Source organism: Micromonospora sp. KC606 (genome assembly GCF_004348675.1).
Lineage (GTDB): Bacteria > Actinomycetota > Actinomycetes > Mycobacteriales > Micromonosporaceae > Micromonospora.
Genome location: NZ_SMKN01000103.1, coordinates 1 through 20,647 on the forward strand (window position 1 = coordinate 1; position 20,647 = coordinate 20,647).

18 protein-coding genes are annotated in these 20,647 nt (G+C 71.6%); 12 read left to right on the plus strand and 6 right to left on the minus strand.

All coding sequences use genetic code 11. The features are described from left to right. The coding region (locus E1193_RS19115; RefSeq protein ID WP_132184560.1) for a DUF3500 domain-containing protein at positions 1-921 on the minus strand (921 nt) is incomplete at its 3' end. Positions 922-928: 7 nt separating this feature from the next. Continuing rightward, positions 929-1,321, minus strand: coding sequence for an ankyrin repeat domain-containing protein (locus E1193_RS19120; protein WP_132184561.1), 393 nt, complete (start codon positions 1,319-1,321; stop codon positions 929-931). A gap of 65 nt (positions 1,322-1,386) precedes the next feature. On the opposite strand from E1193_RS19120, the gene E1193_RS19125 reads away from it, so the two are divergent. The 4 genes from E1193_RS19125 (at position 1,387) to E1193_RS19140 (ending at position 4,026) form a co-directional block, all read left to right on the plus strand. Beyond that, positions 1,387-1,761 carry a signal peptidase I gene (locus E1193_RS19125; RefSeq protein WP_132184562.1) on the plus strand — a complete coding sequence of 125 codons (375 nt, stop codon included), beginning with the start codon at positions 1,387-1,389 and terminating at the stop codon, positions 1,759-1,761. Positions 1,762-2,191: 430 nt separating this feature from the next. Further along, a complete protein-coding gene (locus E1193_RS19130; protein WP_132184563.1) occupies positions 2,192-2,800 on the plus strand; it encodes a winged helix-turn-helix domain-containing protein in 609 nt (202 codons plus the stop codon). Positions 2,801-2,822: 22 nt separating this feature from the next. After that, complete coding sequence (locus E1193_RS19135; RefSeq protein WP_132184564.1) at positions 2,823-3,476, plus strand: uridine kinase; 654 nt, start codon at positions 2,823-2,825, stop codon at positions 3,474-3,476. Positions 3,477-3,627: 151 nt separating this feature from the next. Further along, on the plus strand, positions 3,628-4,026 hold the full coding sequence (locus E1193_RS19140; RefSeq protein ID WP_132184565.1) for a TraR/DksA C4-type zinc finger protein: 399 nt from the start codon (positions 3,628-3,630) through the stop codon (positions 4,024-4,026). Positions 4,027-4,295: 269 nt separating this feature from the next. Here E1193_RS19140 and E1193_RS19145 read toward each other — a convergent pair whose 3' ends face one another. Further along, positions 4,296-5,306, minus strand: coding sequence for a LacI family DNA-binding transcriptional regulator (locus E1193_RS19145; RefSeq protein WP_132184566.1), 1,011 nt, complete (start codon positions 5,304-5,306; stop codon positions 4,296-4,298). A 347-nt stretch (positions 5,307-5,653) separates the two neighbouring features. On the opposite strand from E1193_RS19145, the gene E1193_RS19150 reads away from it, so the two are divergent. The 5 genes from E1193_RS19150 to E1193_RS19170 are packed head-to-tail and all read left to right on the plus strand — an operon-like array spanning position 5,654 to position 14,106. Further along, complete coding sequence (locus E1193_RS19150; RefSeq protein WP_132184567.1) at positions 5,654-6,904, plus strand: extracellular solute-binding protein; 1,251 nt, start codon at positions 5,654-5,656, stop codon at positions 6,902-6,904. Between the two features lie 9 nt (positions 6,905-6,913). Continuing rightward, positions 6,914-7,888 carry a sugar ABC transporter permease gene (locus E1193_RS19155; RefSeq protein WP_132184568.1) on the plus strand — a complete coding sequence of 325 codons (975 nt, stop codon included), beginning with the start codon at positions 6,914-6,916 and terminating at the stop codon, positions 7,886-7,888. Further along, positions 7,885-8,703: a carbohydrate ABC transporter permease gene (locus E1193_RS19160; RefSeq protein WP_132184569.1), complete on the plus strand. Its 819-nt coding sequence runs from the start codon at positions 7,885-7,887 to the stop codon at positions 8,701-8,703. Before E1193_RS19155 ends, E1193_RS19160 begins: the two co-directional genes overlap by 4 nt. 32 nt (positions 8,704-8,735) lie before the next feature. Then, complete coding sequence (locus E1193_RS19165) at positions 8,736-10,490, plus strand: glycogen debranching protein (protein ID WP_132184570.1); 1,755 nt, start codon at positions 8,736-8,738, stop codon at positions 10,488-10,490. Positions 10,491-10,503: 13 nt separating this feature from the next. Further along, the gene (locus E1193_RS19170) at positions 10,504-14,106 is read left to right on the plus strand and encodes a LamG-like jellyroll fold domain-containing protein (RefSeq protein WP_132184571.1); all 3,603 of its coding nucleotides are present in this window, start codon (positions 10,504-10,506) and stop codon (positions 14,104-14,106) included. 112 nt (positions 14,107-14,218) lie between these two features. On the opposite strand, the gene E1193_RS19175 is transcribed toward E1193_RS19170, so the two are convergent. Next, positions 14,219-14,998, minus strand: coding sequence for a hypothetical protein (locus E1193_RS19175; protein ID WP_132184572.1), 780 nt, complete (start codon positions 14,996-14,998; stop codon positions 14,219-14,221). Between the two features lie 285 nt (positions 14,999-15,283). After that, a complete protein-coding gene (locus E1193_RS19180; RefSeq protein WP_243707779.1) occupies positions 15,284-16,984 on the minus strand; it encodes a DUF1996 domain-containing protein in 1,701 nt (566 codons plus the stop codon). Between the two features lie 594 nt (positions 16,985-17,578). Between E1193_RS19180 and E1193_RS19190 the strand changes: the two genes are divergently transcribed. Beyond that, a complete protein-coding gene (locus tag E1193_RS19190) occupies positions 17,579-18,007 on the plus strand; it encodes a DUF2267 domain-containing protein (protein WP_132184575.1) in 429 nt (142 codons plus the stop codon). Positions 18,008-18,093: 86 nt separating this feature from the next. On the opposite strand, the gene E1193_RS19195 is transcribed toward E1193_RS19190, so the two are convergent. After that, a complete protein-coding gene (locus E1193_RS19195; RefSeq protein ID WP_243707780.1) occupies positions 18,094-18,840 on the minus strand; it encodes a PIG-L deacetylase family protein in 747 nt (248 codons plus the stop codon). Between the two features lie 281 nt (positions 18,841-19,121). On the opposite strand from E1193_RS19195, the gene E1193_RS19200 reads away from it, so the two are divergent. Further along, positions 19,122-19,364 carry a hypothetical protein gene (locus E1193_RS19200; protein ID WP_132184577.1) on the plus strand — a complete coding sequence of 81 codons (243 nt, stop codon included), beginning with the start codon at positions 19,122-19,124 and terminating at the stop codon, positions 19,362-19,364. Positions 19,365-19,373: 9 nt separating this feature from the next. After that, positions 19,374-20,645 carry a cupin domain-containing protein gene (locus E1193_RS19205; protein WP_132184578.1) on the plus strand — a complete coding sequence of 424 codons (1,272 nt, stop codon included), beginning with the start codon at positions 19,374-19,376 and terminating at the stop codon, positions 20,643-20,645. Positions 20,646-20,647 lie beyond the last annotated feature (2 nt).

Here is a 20,647-nt window from a genome sequence, read left to right on the forward strand (position 1 = left end):
GGCGAGGATGTCGGCGCCGAAGTCGCCGGCCGGGCGGCGCAGCACGGTGTGCGCGTGGTTGCCGTCGTCGGCGGTGTTGTCGTACTCGATCAGCAGGTCGTCGCCCTGGACGCGGTAGTAGTGGCGCCCACCCGGGCGGGTCGACCCGGCCCAGGCGAAGTACGTCTCGCCGCCGGCGAGCCGGTCGGCTTCCCGGGCCGCCAGTTCGGCGGGGAGCCGGTCCAGGTAGAGAGCGACGAGTTGGTCCAGCAGGGCCCGTCCGGTGACCCCGAGGCGGCCACGCGGCACGCCCAGCGGGGTGAGCGGCGCGTCCACCGACGCCCGGGTGGCGCTGACGATGTCCACCGGGGCCTCGTCGGCGACGATCGCCGCGTCCCGCCCGGCCGGGCCGATGGCCGCCAGCAGTTCCCGGGCCAGGTCCTCCTCGACGCCCAGCGGGCGCAGCACGGGCCGGCCGGCATGCGTGACGGCGGCCGGATTCGCGCCGAGGAAGACCGGGGCGGGGGAGACCTCGTCGTCCACCACGGTCATGCTCACCGACAGGTGATGCCCCTCGAACCGCCAGGCCCACCGGTCGTCGCGCCCCGGGTCGCCGAACACGGCCACCCAGAAGTCGCCGCTGTGCCGGCCGCGCCGCCACCCTTCCGCCCGGTCCAGCACCTCCTCCAGCGCGACGACCGCCATCGCCTGGGCGTACGCGCCGGGGCTGAGCGCGGTGGCGAGCAGCCGGTGGGCGGCCTTGCGGCCGGCCTGGTCCAGGTCGGCCAGGCACACGCCGGGCCTGGGGCGGGGCCGGTACTCCAGCCAGCGTCGCCGTCTGTCGTCGAAGGCGTGGCCGGCGGCGGCCCGGGCCGGCTCGTCGAGGGCGTCCAGCAGCGCGGTGGCCGCCGCGCGCATCCGCTCGGGTACGGGATCGTCCATGGTGGCCTCAGCGGGTGGTGAGCAGGGTGAGCATCTCGGGCAGGTCGAAGAAGCGGGCGGTCTCCGCCGCCGAGGGGCTGCCGTGTTCCGGGTCGGCGCCGGCGTCGAGCAGGGCCCGGACCACCTCCGCGTCGCGCCGGAACACCGCCGCCGCGAGGGCGGTCTGCCCCCGGTCGTTGACGCGGGAATGGTCGGCGCCACGGGCCAGCAGCGCCGCCACCGTCTCCGGGTGGGCGTGGTACGCCGCCAGGATCAGCAGCGTGTCGCCCTTGTCGTTGGTCATGTTCACCGGCAGCCCGGCGTCGACGTACCCGCTCAACTCCTCGGTCGCGCCGCCCCGGGCAAGGTCGAACATCCGGTGGGCGAAGGCCAGCGTGTCGGCGTCCAGGTCGTCGGTCACCCGTCCAGGTTAGTGCTCCCGGCGCGGCGGGGGCTGGTAGCTTCCCAGCCCACGACGGGAGGGTCATGGACGACGTGTACGTGGGCAACGCGGCAGTCGACGGCGCCGCCGAGGGCGGCTGGCTGCTGGGCCACTTCCTGCCCGTCGACGACCCCCGGCGCAGCACCGAGGTCGAGGTGAAGTGGGGTGTCCACCCGCCGGGCCAGGCCCGGTCGCGGTGGGCGACGGGTGAGCGGCGTACAGCGCTGCTGGTGCTGGTGAGCGGCCGGTTCCGGGTGGAGTTCCGGGATCGCACGGTGGTACTCGCGGAGCCCGGCGACTACGTCCTCTGGGGTCGGGGGGTCGACCATACCTGGTACGCCGAGCGCGAGTCGGTGCTGCTCACCGTGCGCTGGCCCTCGGTGCCGGGCTACCGGGTGGAGCCGCCCGTCCTGCGCTGACCAGGGGGAGGGCACGCCGTCCCACCATCCGGCACACCCGGTTGTCTGGCTGCTGCGCTTGGACCCATCGCTGCCCTTCCAGCTCACCCCCGGTGGCCGCCGGCTGGGCGTCGCGTCCCACCGGGGTGGCGGGCCACCCCGCCACTGCGGGTGGCCCCCGATGTTCGTCGTCGCCATCACCTCGCCCCGCATCCGCCCGGGTCGCCCCGACCGGGTGGTGTACGAGGTGGGTACCCCCGTCGCGGTCCGTCGTGATGACTCTGCTGTAATCATCTGGCTCGTACGCAGAGCGAGGGTTCGGCTGCGATGTGTTCGTCAATTGTCACATTCATGCAACGCGGCCGGCTCTTGACCCCCGCTCAGGGGCCCGGAAGCATCGATGAAGCGGCGTCCCGGGCCGTGGGATTACCCGGACCAGCCAAGGAGGACCATGTCGGTCAGCCCCGCCTCGTCGCGCGCCGGATGGCATACGTCCCAACCCGCGGTCCCCGGTCGTCCTCCCGGTGGCCAGCGTCGCCCGGCCAACACCGCCGCTCCCGTGCTCACCGTGACCCTGTCCATCCCGCTGGCCAACGAGGAGGCGCTGACCCCGCCGGCCCGGCGGCTGCTCGAGGCCGCTCGGGAGATGCTGGAGCGGGGCGAGGGCACCATCACCACGACCGGGGTGCCGGCCGAACGCCGGCCCGAGCCGGTCCCGGCCGGCCGTGGCCCGGCCCGCCCGCTCGCCTCCACCATCCCGGCCCTGCACATCCTGGCCGCCAGCCGGTCTGTGCTGCGTGACGGGGAACCGCTGCCGCTGACCCGGCTGGAGTTCGACCTCCTGCTGCACCTGGTGGCCCACCCGCGCCGGGTCTTCACCCGGTTGCAGCTGCTCAACGCGGTCTGGGGCTACGAGCACGCCGGGGTCCGCACGGTCGACGTGCACGTGCGCCGGCTGCGCGGCAAGGTCGGGGTGGACGTCCCGTTGGTCACCACCGTCTACGGGGTCGGCTACCGGCTCGCCGACGACGCCCGGGTCACCATCGACCGCACCGGCTGACCGGCCGGGGCACCATGGTCGGATGCGCGTCCGACCCGTTTCACCCGAGCGACTCGTCGCTGAGCTGACCGAACGTGTCCTCACCATGGCCGGCCCGGTCGTGCCGGGCGGGCAGCGGCCCGGCCGGCTGCGGGTGGCCGTCGACGGGCCGCCCGCAGCCGCGCCGGACCGGCTCGCCGACGACCTCGTCGACCCGCTACGGGCGGGCAGCCGGCCGGTGCTGCGCATCCGCGCCGAGGACTTCCTCCGCCCGGCCTCGACCCGGTACGAGCAGGGCCGCACCAACCCGGACTCCTACTACGAGGGCTGGACCGACGAGGCGGGGCTGCGCCGCGAGGTGCTCGACCCGGCCGGCCCCGGCGGGTCCGGGCGGGTCCTGCCGTCGCTCTGGGACGCCGCCACCGACCGGGCCAGCCGGGCCGCGTACGTCGACCTGCCGCCCGGCGCGGTGCTGCTGGTCAGTGGGGCGCTGCTGCTCGGCGGCGGCCTGCCGTTCGACCTCACCGTGCACCTGGCGCTCTCTCCCGCCGCCCTGGCCCGGCGAACCGACCCGGAGCTGCGCTGGACGCTGCCGGCCTTTGACCGGTACGCCGACGAGGTCGCACCCGCCACGTTCGCCGACGTTGTCGTCCGCGCCGACGACCCCCGGCATCCGGCCGTCGTCGAGTCGCCCTGAGGCGCCCGGCCGAAGCGGGAAATCGGCGGTTTGGCCCGCTCGACAGGTGGGTAATCGCCCGGCTCAACAGGCACGGGTGATCTCGCCCGGGTTTACCGTATCCGGGCCGAACCGCCCGGACGCTCACAGGCCACAGGAAAGGCAGGCAGTGATGCTCGTCCACGACACGGTCGGTACGGGCCGATCTCAGGCGGAGATCGACCAAATTCGACTCTCCCTGCAGGCCCGCTACGACGAGCTGTCCGCGGAGTACGAGCAGGCGGTCGCGCAGAGCCAGGTGCTGCGGCTGGTGGAGGTCGCCGACACCGCCGGCGACGACCAGGCCGACAGCGGCACCAAGACCGCCGAGCGGGACACCGCGCAGTCCCTGCTGCGGACCATCCTGGAGCGCCGCGCCCAGTTCGAGCACGCGCTGACCCGGCTCGACGAGGGCACCTACGGCTTCTGCGAGGGCTGCTCGGCGCCGATTCCCATGGAGCGCCTGGAGATCTTCCCGTCGGCGACCGCCTGCGTGGCCTGCAAGCAGACGCGGGAGCGGCGGGCCGCCTGAGCGCGCTCCCCGGGGTGGCCGGCCGGACCAGGGGGCGCGGTAGGTCCTTTCCGGTGGGTGAGACCAGAATGGGCACCGCTTCCCGAACCGCCTGGGCCCTGCGCGACTCCGGGTGGAGCATCCCGGCGACCCGAATCCCTGCGTTCGGCGGCTGACGCCGGCCCGCCGGCCGCCGTCCTCGCCCGGGGGCGTCTCACGATGGGACCTGCCGGCGATACACCGAAAAAGCGGTTCCGGGGTTTCCTCGGCGACGACGGGAACGGCCGAGCCTACCGGCGCGGCGTGGGGCCGGTGCTGGCGCGCAACGAGATCGCCGGGGTGAACAGCAGGTGCCGGGGCGGCGCCTCGGGGGTCGCGATGCGCTCGATGAGCAGGTCGACGGCGTAGGTACCCATCTCCGTCGGCACGTCGGCGGCGGTCAGCGGAGGGCGGAAGTCCTCGGCCCAGTGGCGGGCCAGGACACCGGTGATGGAGAGGTCTTCGGGTACGGCGACGCGGGCCTGTTCGAGGGCGCGTTGGATGCCCGGGAGGGCCGCTTCGTTGATGGTGACGATCGCGGTGATGTCCGGGTGTTCGTCGCGCAGCTGCGCCAGGCAGGCCGCGCCGGCGGTGGCGTCGTCGGCGCAGCAGAGGTCGACCCCGGTCAGGCCGCGCTGGGCGATGGCCTCGGTGAAGCCGCTCAACGCCCGCTGGGCGGGGCCGTAGCCGGAGGCGACGAGTTCGGCGGACCGGTTGACGAGGGCGATCCGGCGGTGGCCGAGGTCGGCGAGGTGGTGGACGCAGCGGGCGATCAGGGTGGCGTAGTCGACGTCCACCCAGCAGGTGCCGTCCGGGTTGGCGGTATGGCCGATGGTGACGAACGGGACGCCGGTCTGCTGTAGGCGCGTGACGCGTTCGTCTTCGAGGCGGATCTCCATGAGGATGACGCCGTCCACCCGCCGACCACTGACGACCCGTTCGAAGGATCGGTCGTGGTCGCCGCCGGAGGGGGAGAGCAGCACATCGAGGTCGGCTCGGGCGGCTGCCTCGACCACGCTGGCCACGAAGTCGAGCTGCATGTCGGTCAGCCGGAGGCTCGCTGGCGGTATGACCAGCCCGAGGGTGCGGGTGCGGCCCTCCTTCAGGGCGCGGGCTGCGGCGTTGGGGCGGTAGTCCAGCTCGTCGATGACGGCTTGGACGCGCCGCCGGGTCTCGTCGGAGACCGCTCGCTTGCCGCTGAGCGCGTACGACACGGTGCTGCGTGACACCCCTGCCCGACGGGCGATCTCCCCGATGTTCATCCCACTCCTCGCCGTGGCGTCGCTGCTGTGGCGCGCGCCTGGTCAGCTTCGCGCAGCGTCCGGCCCGGCCTGGCCCGCTCTCGGGCCGTCGTCTGCAGCGAACCGATTCGACCAGCCTAGGTTCGGCCGGCAATCGGTGTCAACGGGCCAGCCCCGAGGCTGCGAGCTGGTCATACCCGAGCTCACGGAACGTCCTGTCACCTCTTGACCGGGTGGTCGGACGGACCTATGTTCTGTCGAACCGATTCGGCGAACCGATTCGATGATCAACCCATACCACGACAAGCCCGCTGCCTGCCCCGGCGGGCAGTCAGCCTCCCGACCCACCCATGACAAGGGGATAGATCGTGAAGTCGTTTGGTAGGAGACAGCGTACCCTCGGGGTGGCGCTGGCGGCTCTGGTCGCGGCCGGCGGTGCCGTCGCGTGTTCGTCGGGCGACAGCTCGGGCGGCGCGGCCGGCGGGACGTACGCCATCTGGGACCCGTACCCGCAGTTCGACGACAGCTCGGCCTGGGTCAAGTTGCTCACCAAGTGCGGCACCGACGCCGGGGTGACCGTGACCCGGACCGGCTACGACACCACCGACCTGACGAACAAGGCCCTGCTCGCGGCGCAACAGAACAACTCGCCCGACGTGCTCATCGTGGACAACCCCGTCGTGTCCACGTTGGCCGAGGCCGGGGTCCTCACCACGACCGAGGAGACCAGGCTCGACACCTCCGCGATGGAGCCGAACCTGCTCAGCGCCGGCCAGAGCGGCGGCAAGACGTACGGGGTGCCGATCGGCGCCAACACGCTCGCCCTCTACTACAACAAGGCGGTGTTGGCCGCCGCCGGTGTGGACCCGGCGTCGCTCACCGACTGGGCCGCGCTCAACGCCGCCCTGGCGAAGGTGACCGCCGCGGGCAAGAAGGGGATCACCTTCTCCGCCATCGGCACCGAGGAGGGCAGCTTCCAGTTCCTGCCGTGGTTCTGGGGCAGCGGCGCGCAGCTGACCAAGCTGGACTCCCCCGAGGGCGTCGCGGCGGTCTCCCTGTGGACCGACTGGCTGAAGAAGGGCCACGCACCGAACTCGGTCATCAACAACACGCAGACGACGAGCTGGCAGGAGTTCGCCAGCGGCGACTTCGCCTTCGCCGAGAACGGCACCTGGCAGGTGGCCAACGCGAAGAAGCTCGGCTTCGAGTACGGCATCATCGCGATCCCGGGTAAGGACGGTGGCACCGCGCCCGCCCCGACCGGCGGGGAGTTCGTCACCATCCCGGTGCAGAAGCAGACCGACCGGTACACCGCCTCGCAGAAGCTGGTCACCTGTCTGACCAGCAGCGACAACCTGCTGGCCACCGACACGACGCTGTCGTACATCGCGCCGACGGCCACCGTGCAGGCCAAGCAGGTCGCCGAGAACCCGGAGCTGAAGGTCTGGGTCGATGCGGTCGGGGCGGCCAGGGGACGCACCGGCGACGACCTCGGCACGAAGTACCCGAAGGTCTCCGAGCAGATGTGGAAGGCCGTGCAGGCGGCGCTGAGCGGGTCGAAGACCCCACAGGCCGCGTTGGCCGAAGCGCAGTCGGCGGCAGCCGCGGCGACGAAGTAGCGCGTACGGATGAGTTCCTCGACGCAGACGGCGTCCCGTGACCTGGCGGCGCGGGAGCCCGCCCGGCCGCGAGCCCGCCCGTCCCGCCGGCCGGCGGGGGGCGGCACGGGACGGTGGGCGGCCTGGGCCTTCCTGCTTCCGCTGCTGGCCTACCTGATCGCCTTCTACGCCTATCCGCTCTACCGCAACCTGGACCTCAGCCTGCGCGACTACACGGTGCGCTCGTTCGTGCAGGGCGACGCGCCCTTCATCGGCCTGGCGAACTACCGTGAGGTGGTTGACAACCCGACGTTCCTGCCGGCGCTGACGCACACGGTCGTGTTCACCGCCGCCTCGCTGGTGCTCCAGTTCGGCATCGGCATGGCGCTGGCGGTCTTCTTCCACCAGCACTTCCGCCTCTCCGCCACACTCCGGGCGCTCTTTCTCGTGCCGTGGCTGTTGCCGTTGATCGTGTCGGCGTCCACCTGGTCCTGGATGCTCAACAGCGAGGCCGGCGTGGTGAACACGTTCCTCGGGGTGCTCGGGGTCGACCCGGTCAACTGGCTCACCTCGCCGGACTGGTCGCTCGCCTCCGTGATCATCGCCAACGTGTGGATCGGGATCCCGTTCAACCTGGTGCTGCTCTACAGCGGCCTGCAGGGCATCCCGCCACAGATTTACGAGGCCGCCGCGCTGGACGGGACCACCGGCTGGCAGCGGTTCTGGCGCCTGACGTTCCCCCTGCTGCGCCCGGTCTCCGCGATCACCCTGCTGCTCGGCCTGGTCTACACGCTCAAGGTCTTCGACATCATCTGGATCATGACCAAGGGCGGCCCCGCCGACTCCTCCACCACCCTCGCGACCTGGTCGTACCAGCTCGGGTTCGGCAGCCTGCTGCCGCAGTTCGGGCCGGGCGCCGCGGTGGGCAACCTGCTCATCGTGGCGGCGCTGGCGTTCGGGCTGGTCTACATCCGCGTGCAGCGCCGGCAGGGAGGTACGGCATGAGGCGGGCCACCACCTGGTGGAAGACCGGAATCGGCCTGGTGCTGACCACCCTGATGCTGTTCCCGGTCTACTGGATGGTCAACGTCTCGTTCACCCGGGACGAGGACATGCGCAAGACCCCGCCGGACCTGTTCCCGATCGACGGCACGCTCGAGGGGTACCGCGCGGTCGTCGACCAGCAACTGCCGCACCTCGGGACCAGCCTGCTCGTCGGGTTCGGGACGGTCGCCCTCACGCTGCTCGTCGCGGCGCCGGCCGGCTACTCCCTGGCCAAGCTGCGACCCGCCGGCGGCGGCCTGGTGAGCTTCGTGCTCCTCGTCGCCCAGATGATCCCGGGAATCATCATGGCGATGGGCTTCTACGCCATATACCTGAACCTGGGCGTGCTCAACACCCTGCCCGGACTGATCGTCGCCGACGCGACGATCGCCGTCCCGTTCGGGGTGCTCATCTTCCAGGCGTTCATGTCCGGGATCCCCGAGGAGATCACGCAGGCGGCCACGGTGGACGGCGCCGGGCCGCTGCGGACGTTCTGGTCGGTCATCCTGCCGGTCAGTCGCAACGCCGGCATCACCGTCGCGCTCTTCGCGTTCCTCTGGGCCTGGTCGGACTTCGTCTTCGCCTCCACCCTCAACGGCGGCGGCGGGCTGCGGCCGATCACCCTCGGCATCTACGCCTATATCGGCAACAACAACCAGCAGTGGAACGCGATCATGGCGACCGCGGTCGTGGCGTCGATCCCCGCGGCCGTGCTGCTGGTCGTCGCCCAGCGCTACATCGCCGCCGGCGTCACCACCGGTGCCGTGAAGGACTAACCCCACCGCAACCAGCGAAAGCGAGCATCACCATGCCCGTCGCCCCACCCGGTCCGCAGTTCTCGGTACGGGAGATCCCGTTCAGCCACTGCGGATCATGGTTCGACTTCTCCCCGGTCATCGCGGAGAGGACCTACGCGGACGACGTACACCTCGTGTCACACCAGACCGGGCTGCACCCGGTGCTACGGCTCGTTCCGCACGCCGGGGGTGCCCGCGTGGAGACCACCCTCACGGCCGTGCCGTCCCGGCTGACGTGGACCCACGGTGCCGGCCAGATCGAGCTGGCCTACGAGTCCACCGACACCGTCCGGGTCCGAGGTGACGGACTCGGTCTGCGCATCGTCGCCGCCGCGCCGGTGCTGACCCCGTTCTCCGGTGCGTACTTCCTGCGCGATCCGGTCGACGGCTCGTACCTGTTCACCCTCTACGAGACCGGCCGGCGCTACCGCGTCACGGTGCTCTCCGGTCCGGCCGTCACCGTCAGCGGCGCGCAGGAACTCGGCACGGCCGAGCGGGGAGTCGTCCTCGCCGACGAGGGCGCCTGGGAGGTGGCGATCGAGGAGTACGACAGCGCCCGGCCCCCGTACCGCACGGCGCTGACCTTCGACCAGGCCGCCGCGGCGGCGGCCGCCAGTTTCACCGAGTTCGTGACGGCGGTGGCGCCCTGGCGCACCGAACACACGCCGGCCGCCGAGCTCGCCGCCTACGTCCTGTGGTCGGCCACCGTCCGCCCCGCCGGATTCGTCACCCGGCCGGCCGTGCTGATGAGCAAGCACTGGATGGACAAGGTGTGGAGCTGGGATCACTGCTTCAACGCGTTCGCCCTCGCACCCGGACTGCCGGACCTGGCCTGGGACCAGTTCCAGCTGCCGTTCGAGCACCAGGACGCCGCCGGCGCACTGCCGGATTCCGTCACGCACTCCGAGGTGCTCTACAACTTCGTCAAGCCACCCATCCACGGCTGGGCCCTGCGCCGGCTGCGGCAGCGGATGCCCACCCTGGGGCACGACGAACTGGCCGAGGCGTACCGGCGGCTGGAGCGGTGGACCCGCTTCTGGCTGACCGCCCGCCGGGTGCCCGGACAGGTGTTGGCGCACTACCAGCACGGCAACGACAGCGGCTGGGACAACGCCACCACGTTCGATTCCGGGCGGGTGGTCGAGTCCGCCGACCTGGCCGCGTTCCTCGTACTCCAGATGCGGGAACTCGCCGATCTGGCCAGCCACCTGGGACGTGCCGACGAGGCCGCGTCATGGATCGAGGGCGCCGACCAGATGCGCGCGGCGCTGCTGGACCTGTGGACCGGGCAGGAGTTCATCACCCGGGCCGCCGGCGGCCGACGAACCTGGACCAGCACGAGCCTGCTGGACCTGATGCCCATCGTGCTCGCCGACGAACTGCCCGACCCGGTCCGGCAGGCCCTGGCAGACCGGATCAAGTCGCACCTGACACCGCACGGGCTGGCCACCGAGCTGCCCACGTCGGTTCATTACCAGGCCGACGGCTACTGGCGCGGCCCCATCTGGGCGCCCGCGACGGTCCTCATCGAGGACGGCCTGCGGCGCAGCGGCTTCACCGGGCTGGCCGACGAGGTCAGCAACCGATTCCGAGCCCTGTGTGAACACTCCGGCTTCGCCGAGAACTTCGACGCGCTCAGCGGCGCCGGGCTGCGCGACCGCGCCTACACCTGGACGGCCAGCGGCTACCTGATTCTCGCCGCCGCCTACGAACACCGGCGCCCACGGGGGAGCGCCACCCACGAGTCCACCAACCCCCTCTCCTGATGGGAACAACGCCATGACCAGACCACTGGTGGCCACGGCACTCGCCGTGGCCCTCGGCGCCGGCATCCTCAGCGGAGCGCCCGCGCCGGCTGCCGCCTCCGACCCCGGCCGGCTCGTGCTGCGCTACGACTTCGAGGGCGACCTGTCCACCGGCGTGATCACCGACCGGTCCGGTTCCGGCCTGCACGGCACCCTCGTCAACCCGGGCTCGGCCAGCCAGGGCGCCGGGGTGGACGGCTCGACGGCGCTGCAGCTGCCCGGCGGGGCGGCGAGCTCCACCACCGCCCCCTACGTGTCGCTCCCGAACGGCCTGTTCCGGGACCTGTCCGCCGCCACCATCTCCACCTGGGTGAAGTGGTCCGGCGGAGCGGACTTCCAGTGGGTCTACTGCATCGGCAAGGACCTCAACACCGCCACCTTCATCACCCCGTCGTACGGCGGCGTGGGCAAGACCCGATCCTCCATCAAGCCGGTCAACGGCCGGTCCGAAGTCGGTGTCACCGCCACTCAGAAGCTGCCCACCGAACAGTGGGTAAACCTGGTGACCACCATCGACGGTCAGACGACCAGTTACTACATCAACGGCGTCAAGGTCGGCAGCACCCAGGCGACGCTGGACCTGGCGGCCACCATGCACTCGGCCACCAACACGACCTCCGGCTTTCTCGGCAAGCCGTTCTGGGGCGGACATCCGTACCTGGCCGGCGCGCTGGACGACTTCCGTGTCTACGATGCCGCCTTCACCGATACGCAGGTGGCCACCCTGGCCGGTGATCACGTGGCTACCCTGACCGGTGTGCGGCAGACGACGTTGGACCTGACCACGCCGGTCGGGACCGTGCCCACCCTGCCCACGGTGAGCGGCGCGTACTCCGACGGCATCGACCGTGAGGTCGCTGTGGCGTGGGACGCCGTCGATCCGTCGGTCTACCAGCGCAGCGGCATCGTCACCGTGCGGGGCACGCTCACCGGTACCGACATCACCGTGACCGCCCGCGTCCGCGTGGTGGCCCCCGGCGACCTGCTGATCGACCTCGGCACCGAGACCGGCGCGTTCCACGGCGGCGCCTCCGGAGTCCTCTACGGCCTGTACGGCGAAGGGCTGCCGTCCCGGAACCTGATCGAGGGCATCAAGCTGCGCACGGTCTCCACCAAGGCGCAGGACGGCCCGCAGCATCCCGGCGCCGACGCGCTCGAGGTCGTCAGGCCGCTGGCCGACGCCACCGACGGTGATGTCTACATCTACATGACCGACATCTACCGGGGCTTCCCGTACCGGTGGCCCGGTGACACCCCGCAGGCCCGACTCGACGACTTCAAGGCCAAGATCGCCAAGCAGGTGGACCAGGTCCTCGCCCTGGAGCCGGAGTACCGGGACAACATCGTCTTCGTGCCGTTCAACGAGCCGGAAGGCAACATGTTCGGCACCGGTGAGTGGAGCTACAACCGGGTCAGCTGGCTGAACGACCCGCGGCACTTCTTCGCCGCCTGGGACGAGGTGTACGCGCTGATCAAGGGCAAGATGCCGGACGCCCGGATCGCCGGGCCGAACACCAGTGTGCTCTACAACCAGGCGGAGGGGTTCCTGCGGCACACCGTGGCGGCGGGCACCGTGCCGGAGGTGTTCACCTGGCACGAGCTGAGCGACCCGGCGAGGATCCGCACCAGTGTGGCGCGTTACCGTGGCTGGGAGGACAGGATCTTCGCCGGCACGGTCCACGAGGGCCGGCACCTGCCGATCAACATCAACGAGTACGCGTTCAACTACCACACGTCGGTGCCCGGCCAGATGATCCAGTGGATCTCCGCCATCGAGGAGTCCAAGGTGGATGCCGACATCGCGTACTGGAACATCGACGGCAACCTGTCTGACTCGGCCGTCCAGGCCAACCGCGGCAACGGCCAGTGGTGGCTGCTGCACGCGTATGCCCAGATGAGCGGTCACACCGTGAAGGTCACTCCGCCGTTTCCCAACGCCAGCTACACGATGCAGGGTGTAGCCACCGTGGACGACAGGAAGCGGCAGGCGCGGGCGCTGTTCGGCGGCGCGGCCGGCGTGGGCGCGATCACCTTCGGCAACGCCGGGATGTTCGGCGCGACCGTGCACGCGGTCATCCAGGAGATCCCGTGGACCGGGCAGATCGGCGACTCGGCGCAGCCGGAGATCGTCGCCGAGCTCGACCAGCGGGTCGTCGACGGCACGGTCAGCTTCGACTTCGGCGGCGCGCTGCCGAGACTGAAGGAGTCGTCGGCGTACCAGATCGTCCTGACCCCGGGTCGCAACGCGACCGCCACGGCGGTCGCGCCGAAGCTGTGGAGCGCCAGCTACGAGGCGGAGAGCGCCGGGCACACCGGCTCCCCGTACTTCCGCAACGGCCCCGAGGGCACGCCGTCGAACGTGTCCAAGTTCTACACCTCCGGCGCCCACAGCGTCGGCGGCCTGCGCACCGGCTCCAACCTCACGCTGGACTTCCCGGTGTCGGTGCCCGAGACCGGAGTGTACGACCTGAGCGTGTTCGCCAACTCGCTCAATACCTTCGGCGCCGTCGCCGAACAGGGCCCGACCAACGTCTTCCTGCGCGTCGACGGGGGAGCTGAACAGGAGCTGCACCTGCCGCTGGGCTACAAGTGGGTGGTGTGGGACCACACCGACACCAAGGTCTCACTGACCAAGGGCGACCACGTGATCACGCTGGCCGCGCGGAGCCTGGACGGCACGAAGAGCACCAAGGGCGACGCGATCGTCGACCGGATCACTCTCGCGCTGCCCAACCCGGCCGCGAAGCAGGTTAGCTACGAGGCCGAGTACGCCACGCTGGCCGGCGCGCGGGTGGACTACAGCAGGCGCGGCGTGTCCGGGTCCGGCCGGGCCCACCTGGCCGCGCGGCAGTCCGCGACCTTCTGGGTGTACGCGGCCGAGGACGGCGAGCACACGCTCAGTGTCGACACCAGCGGCGGGAGCGGACGCGCCGCTCTGCGCGTGAACGGTCAGCCCATCATCGAGGTGCGAAAGTCCACGCAGGTGAAGGTGGTCCTGTCCGGCGGCGTCAACAAGGTGACCGTGGCCGGCGTTTCCGGCAACCTCTACCTGGACCGGGTGCGGGTGGAGAAGACCACCGGCACGCTGACCCCCGACTGGTACGAGGCCGAGGACGCCACGCTCGCCGGCACCGCGACGGCCACCGCATACTCGTTGGCCAGCGGCGGTAAGGCGGTCACCGACGTCGGCGGCGAGCCGGGCAACGGCAACACGCTCGCCTTCACCGTCCAGGCGCCGGCCACGGGGACGTACGCGCTGACGGTGCGCTACTCCAACCCGGAGCAGGCGCCGGCCACCCACTACAACCCCGACCCGCTCGCCCGCCCCGCCGACATCTCCATCAACGGCGGACCGGACCGGCGGGTGCTGTTCCCGCACACCTTCCATGCCAACAACTTCTGGTACCTGACCATCCCGGTGCGGTTGCACGCCGGGACGAACACGATCCGCTTCGCCGCGCAGGAGCTGCCCGACTTCGACGGCGGCACCTACATCAGCGACCGGTACACCGAGCCGCTGCGCTCGCGGTACGCGCCCATCGTCGACAAGATCGGCATCACGCCCTTCGCAGGATGACGACACCGCGGTGAGTGAGGGTGTCCCTCAGGTGGATGTCGCCAGGTGAGGGACACCCAGCGCGGCGCGGGGCTCCGGCGGCGATCGGGGTCCACCACGCCGGTTCGCGGCGTCAGGCGGATATGGACCGGAGGATCGGCAGCACGGCCCTGGCCTGGACGTAGCTGGTGTTGCTCGCTGCCTGTGCCGAAACGCCGGGGACGTCGAACGGGTTGCTCGTCGGCGGCCAGACAATGGTGATCGACTTGGTGGCCCGTTGGCCGTCGTAGGCGGTGCAGGTGGTCACCGCCCGGTACCTGGCCCCGTTCACGGGTCCACCCGAGCCGATTCCCTCGAACCCGGCGCTGCACGTCGGCGCGATTCTGGTGAGGGTGGTGTCGTTTCCGTGCACCGCCGTGCCGAGCAGAGCGGCGGTGGTGAATCCGGCGCGGCTGCGGGCGACCAGGGCGATCGGGCCGACGGCGTTGATCGCGAAACCGAGCTGGTCGGCGGCGCCCTTGTCGGTGACGACGTCGAGCAGGCTGTCGATCAGCGTGACGCAGGCGGTGGTGTCGCGGGCGTACGCCTGCAGAGTGTCCTGGGTGAACGTCTGGATATCCGCGAAGTCGATGATGGAGCTCTGCGCGCAGGCCCGCGCCTGGGCGGTGGCCACCCGGTCGATCTGCGAGATGATGTCAGTCTTCGCGCTGTTGATCGAGGCGATGATCTTCGTGGTGGCTTCGTCGATCGACATGCCGCCACCCTTGAACGTCTTGTAGAGCTCGTAGGCCGTCTTCACCACGGTGACGATTTTGGAGACGTCGAACGCCTGTGCCGGTTGTGCACCGAGCGGCAGGGTGACCACCACAGCCAGCGTGGCGGCCACGGCCCCGCGCAACAGCTTGGGTCTCAAGGTGACTCCCTCCGAAACCTGATCATGGATTGATCACATTACATATCCTCTTCGCTGTCGACGTTCGGTTGTCGGCATCATTACTCACCTGTGGCCATGAGTGGGTTACGTAGGGTGTCCAGGATGGCTGGCCCCACTCGTCGCACGTTCCACCGGGGGTGCGGCACTGACGGCGTGAACCGATGTCACACGTCCATCGTCGGTCAGCGCGGGCTGGTGCGGACACCGACCGTCGTCCGGCGGGCACGGCCCGCCGGACGACCGGCGTGTGGGCGCTGCGGGTGGCTACCCGCAGCGGCGACCGGCGTTGATGCACTTGGCGATCTTCTTCATCTGCTGCGCGGAGTTGACGTTGATGAAGTCGTTGTGGTCCGAGAACGGGTTGTGGTTCTCCTCCGGGAACGAGTCGAGCGCGTACTGGCCCCGCAGTTGGATGTAGCGCGGGATGTCGTAGGAGATGGTGATCCGCAGTTGGGGGATGGCCACGAAGTCCGCCGGGCAGGCACCGGTCGCGGGGTCGGCGAAGGCCAGGTGGTCGCGGTGGTTCGCGCTGTCGACGTTCTGGCCGTCCCAGCAGCCGGGGAAGTCGTGCACCCGCAGCACCTGGCTGCCGTCGGGGCAGATCGGGTACTTGTCGGAGAGCCGGTCGGCGAAGCCCGAGCAGGTCCAGGTGGCTCGGGCATTGGCCGGGCCACGGCTGATCGGCTTCGAGTCACCGGTCAGCGCCCGCAGGAACATGGGCATCGGCGTCACCGTCGAGGTCGGGTTGCCCCGGTACTCGATCAGTACCTTCGACGGCTGCACGATGCGACCGGTGTTGTTCGGCAGTTCCAGGTTCGGGCCCTGCGGTTCGGGCAGCGCCGAGGGTTCGTCGGTCGCGCCGTCGTCGCCCTCCTCGGCGGGCTGCTCACCGACCGGGCGGGTGTCGAGCGCGCAGGGCGCCAGCGCCTCCAGCCCCGCCGGCCGCTGCGCGGTGCGGCCGATCGCGATGGCGATCCGGTCCAGCGCGGCGATCCGCTTGGCCCGCAGCGGCCCCACCACGGCGTTCTCGGCGAAGTTCGGGCCTCCCTCGCCCTTGCTGGTGGCCAGCCGCTGGTTGGCCTCGGCGATCTGCCGGTCGAGCAGGTCGAGGGTGCGGTTCACCTCGTTGACCGCCGGGGCCGGCACCTCGGGCAGTTTGTCGCGCACGCTGGGGCACCGCACGATCGGGTTGGCACCGCTGGCGGCCCGGGTGTCGCCGGTGTGGGCGGCGTGCAGCCCGTCGTAGCTGATCTCGCAGTCCACCAGGGACACCAAACCGGTGGGACGGCTGCCCGCGCGGCTCATCGTCGTGGCGATCCGCTTGATCGTCGTGGCCCGCTCGGCGCGGAGCTGTTGGATCACCGACCGGTTGAGCCGCTGGTCGATCCTTCCCCGGCTGGCCGTCATCGCGGCGTTGGCCGCGGCGATCTGCCGGTCGAGGGCGGCCAGGTCGCTCCGCACTCTGCTGCCGACCGAGGTGGGCATCGCGGGCAGCCGGTCGGCGACCCGGGGGCACGATACCTTCGGTTGCGTCGTCGACAGGGCCTGGGCCAGTTGGGCGTCCCGGTCCGCGCGCACCGACTGGTCGATCCGCACCACCGGCCAGAAGTACGACGAGCGGTCGCCGTTGCGGCAGGTGGTGTCGGCGACCGCCAACGCCTCGTTCGGCGTGTTGGCGTCGATGGCCAGGTTCCCGACGAAGTCGTGCAGGTGCTCCGCGCCGTTGCGGATGCCGGGCTGTGCGACCGGGTTGTCCGGGCTGAACTTGCCGTTGCGGTTCGTGCCGCAGTCCACGGTGAAGACGCCGGTGGACGCCCTGGCTGCCGGCGGCGGCGTCACCACGTTCGGGGGAACCTGCTGGATGGGGACGAAGTCGGCCAGGTTCGCCTCCGCCGAGGCCGTGCCGCGGCCGCCGCCGGACACGAACGTCACGGTGAGCAGACCCACGGCGGCGATCGCGGTCACGGCCGCGACGGCTCTGGTCCTGCGCTGTCGGCCCCGATTTCGGTTGGCGGTCATCTCGGTCCCTTCGGTGGGCGGCGCGTCGGGCACCGCGGTGCCGGTTACGTCCGGGGGTACGGCCGCCGTCGGAACGTAGATCGCCCCCGAGCCGCCCGGTAACCGCCCGGTAAGAACTTGCCGTGGCCCGCTTCCGGTGCCGGTCGTCCCGGCCGCCGCCCGCGCGGATACGCGCGGAGACGCCCTGCGCGCCCGGGCCACCGGCGGCGCTCGCGTCACCGGCGGCGGCCGGGCCACCCCGTCGCCACCGGCGTCACCCGCGGTGGGTGAGGTGCCCTCACCCACCGGCGGCGCAGCATGGGCGCTGTCGGTCGGCGTCCGACCGGCCCGAGCCAGGCACGGAGGTGACCGGTATGGGAGTGCGGGTGGTGGCGGACCCACGGGGTGTCGTCGTGCTGCACGTGGTCGGCGCGGGCGGTGGCGTCCGGCGGCCGGCACGGACCGGTCGGTTCAGCCCGATCGAGCGCCGGCGCGGCCCGTCCGGACCGCCGCGGCGCGACGACGACCGGGGATGGGAGACCGAGACGCGGGGGTGGCGAGATGGCTGAGCAGTTGCATTCGGCGTTCGAATCGTCGATGGACAAGACCAACCTGATCCTCAAGGACATCGAGGCGGCGTACGGCTGGCCCAAGGAGCAGCGCAACCAGTCGTACGCGGCGCTGCGGACCGTCCTGCACCTGCTGCGCGACCGGATGCCGACGCAGGAGAGTGTGGAGTTCGCCCAGCAGTTGCCGGTGCTGGTGCGCGGGATCTACTTCGACGGCTGGCAGCCGGACAACGTGCCCATCAAGCTCAACCGGGACGACTTTCTCTACGAGGTCCGTCAGGGCTTCCCGTACGACGTGGAGGGCGGCCCGGAACGAGTGGTGCAGGTGGTGCTCGACACCCTGCGCCGGCACGTGACCCAGGGCGAGTGGGCCGACGTCAAGGCGACGATGCCCGGGGAACTGCGGCGGATGATGCCCTGACCGGGTGCCCGGCCGGCCCGTTCCGCCGCCTGCGGGGCGGGCCGTGTCACGCCTGCGATCGGTGTCGACCAGGAACACCACGCCCGCTATTGCAGGTCCAGCGGGAAGACCTCGAAGGCGGTGCCGTAGCGGACGCCGAGGCGGGCCCCGGCGGGCCGGCTGACCCCCTCCAGGAACTCCTCCGGGTCGAAGCTGCCGTCGCCGAGCCCGCGCAGGTACGCGTCGTGCGCCCGCAGCGACGCCAGCCCGGCGGCGAACGTGTCGGTGACGTCCACGCCGTGCCGGGACCGGGGCGACGCGGCGGCCCAGACCTCGCGGACCCGGTTCCACGGCTCGACTCCATCGGTGAGCTGCTCCGGGAAGATCCAGCGGTTGCCGGCGTCCCGGGCGGCGTCCAGTGTCGCCCGGCCGGTGGCGATGTGGTCGGCCTGGTTGAGCACCGTGGCCCCGTCCCACGTCTCCCGGAAGTTGTTGGTGATCACCACATCCGGCCGGTGCCGGCGGATCACCGCGGTAATCGCCCGGCGCAGCGGCACGCCGTACTCCAGGAGGCCGTCGGGCAGGCCGAGGAACTCCACCACGGTTACCCCGACGACCCGGGCGGAGGCTCGCTGCTCCTCCTCGCGGAGCACCCGGGCCCGGTCCGGCGGCACCGCGTCGATTCCCGCCTCGCCGCTGGTCACCAGGCAGTAGACGACCTCCTTGCCCTGCCCCGTCCAGCGGGCGACCGCGGCGGCGGCGCCGAACTCCAGGTCGTCCGGGTGGGCCACCACGGCGAGTGCCCGCTGCCAGTCCTCGGCCACCGGCGTCAACGGCTCCGGTTGTCCCAACACGACCTCCCTGTCCCGTTCCTGACGCCCATCCTGGCACTGCCGGCCGGTTCCCGCCGCCCGGCGGCCCGGGTTGACGGAGACCTCGGCCGCCCTCGCCGCGGCCGCCCTCGGCGAGCCCGAGCGGACGGCGGCAGTGATGGACGGCCCGCAGGCCCGGCGAACCGCCCGTGTCGCCGGGCTTCGGGGTCTACGGTGTGGTTAGAGAAGATCCGGCGTGGGGTACCACCGCCTGCACGACAGACCCCGACCGACGGCGGGGCGGCACACCCGAGGGAGCACCCATGGCACTCAACGACGACGACATGCAGACCACCAGCGGCGGCGGCCTGGAGGGCCCGGCCGACGGTGGTGCGACCCCGGGCCGGCAGGACGGCGGCGCCGACGGTGGCGCGGAGGGCCCGGCCGACGGTGGTGCGACCCCGGGCCGGCAGGACGGCGGCGCCGACGGTGGCGCGGAGGGCCCGGCCGACGGTGGTGCGACCCCGGGCCAGCAGGACGGCGGCGCCGACGGCAGCGCCGACTGACCGACCGTCATGACGATCATCGACCCGCCGGGTGGCCGTGGCCGCCCGGCGGTGCCGTCCTCCGCCACCGACGCCCTGGCCCGCTGCGTCGGCGTCGAGCCGGCCAAGTTCGCCACCGCCTACTGGGGGCGGGAGCCGTTGCTCTCCCGCGCCGCCGAGCTGCCCAACCCGTGCGGCTTTTCCGATCTGCTCAGCCCCGCCGACGCCGACGAGCTGCTCAGCCGGCGTGGCCTGCGTACCCCGTTCCTGCGGGTGGCGAAGGACGGCCAGCTCGTGCCCGCGGCCCGCTACACCGGCGGCGGCGGCGCGGGCGCCGAGATCGGCGACCAGGTCCTCGACGAGAGGATTCTCGAGCTGTACGCCTCGGGCGCCACGCTGGTCCTGCAGGGACTGCACCGCACCTGGCCGGCGCTGGTCGACTTCGCTCGCGACCTGGGCACCGCGCTGGCACAGCCGTTGCAGGTCAACGCCTACCTGACCCCGGCCGGCAGCCAGGGCTTCGCCACCCACTACGACACCCACGACGTCTTCGTGCTCCAGGTCGACGGCCGCAAGCACTGGCGGATCCACCCGCCGGTGCTGCCCGATCCGCTGGAGAGGCAGCCGTGGGGCGGCCGGGCCGACGAGGTCTCCGCCACCGCCTCCGGCCCCGCCGCGCTGGATGTCGTGCTCGAACCGGGTGACGCGCTCTACCTGCCGCGCGGCTGGCTGCACAGCGCGCAGGCGCAGGAGTCCCGCTCCCTGCACCTGACCGTGGGTATCCGGGCGTTGACCCGGTACGCCCTGGTGGAGGAGTTGCTGGCGCTCGCGGCCGAGGATTCCCGGCTGCGTGCCGGGCTGCCGTTCGGCACCAACGTCGCCGACCCGGACGCGATCGAGCCGGAGCTCACCGAGACCGTCGAGGCGCTGCGCGACTGGCTGCTGCGGGCAGACCCGGTGTCGGTGGCCGCCCGGCTGCGGCGGCGGGCCTGGCCCGCCGCCCGGCCGGCGCCGATCCGCCCCCTGGCCCAGGCCGCCGCGCTCGACGCGCTCGACGCCGACAGCCGGATCGCCCCCCGGGGCGGGCTGCGTTGGCAGCTCACCGCCACCGGCGACGGCAAGCTGGAGTTGCGCCTGTTCGACCGGACGATCACCCTGCCGGCGCAGTGCGGGCCCGCGCTGCGTGCGCTGCTCACCGGGGGCGGGATCCGGGTGGGGGACCTGCCCGGCCTGGACGACGACGCCGACCGGTTGGTGCTGGCCCGCCGGCTGCTGCGCGAGGCCGTCGCCGTCCCGGCCTGACC

Coding starts and splice junctions, on each gene's coding strand:
- E1193_RS19125 (WP_132184562.1), top strand. CDS start 1,387: ATGGACGACGTGTACGTGGGCAACGCGGCAGTCGACGGCGCCGCCGAG.
- E1193_RS19155 (WP_132184568.1), top strand. CDS start 6,914: ATGAGTTCCTCGACGCAGACGGCGTCCCGTGACCTGGCGGCGCGGGAG.
- E1193_RS19205 (WP_132184578.1), top strand. CDS start 19,374: ATGACGATCATCGACCCGCCGGGTGGCCGTGGCCGCCCGGCGGTGCCG.
- E1193_RS19170 (WP_132184571.1), top strand. CDS start 10,504: ATGACCAGACCACTGGTGGCCACGGCACTCGCCGTGGCCCTCGGCGCC.
- E1193_RS19130 (WP_132184563.1), top strand. CDS start 2,192: ATGTCGGTCAGCCCCGCCTCGTCGCGCGCCGGATGGCATACGTCCCAA.
- E1193_RS19200 (WP_132184577.1), top strand. CDS start 19,122: ATGGCACTCAACGACGACGACATGCAGACCACCAGCGGCGGCGGCCTG.
- E1193_RS19160 (WP_132184569.1), top strand. CDS start 7,885: ATGAGGCGGGCCACCACCTGGTGGAAGACCGGAATCGGCCTGGTGCTG.
- E1193_RS19145 (WP_132184566.1), bottom strand. CDS start 5,306: ATGAACATCGGGGAGATCGCCCGTCGGGCAGGGGTGTCACGCAGCACC.
- E1193_RS19190 (WP_132184575.1), top strand. CDS start 17,579: ATGGCTGAGCAGTTGCATTCGGCGTTCGAATCGTCGATGGACAAGACC.
- E1193_RS19140 (WP_132184565.1), top strand. CDS start 3,628: ATGCTCGTCCACGACACGGTCGGTACGGGCCGATCTCAGGCGGAGATC.
- E1193_RS19165 (WP_132184570.1), top strand. CDS start 8,736: ATGCCCGTCGCCCCACCCGGTCCGCAGTTCTCGGTACGGGAGATCCCG.
- E1193_RS19135 (WP_132184564.1), top strand. CDS start 2,823: ATGCGCGTCCGACCCGTTTCACCCGAGCGACTCGTCGCTGAGCTGACC.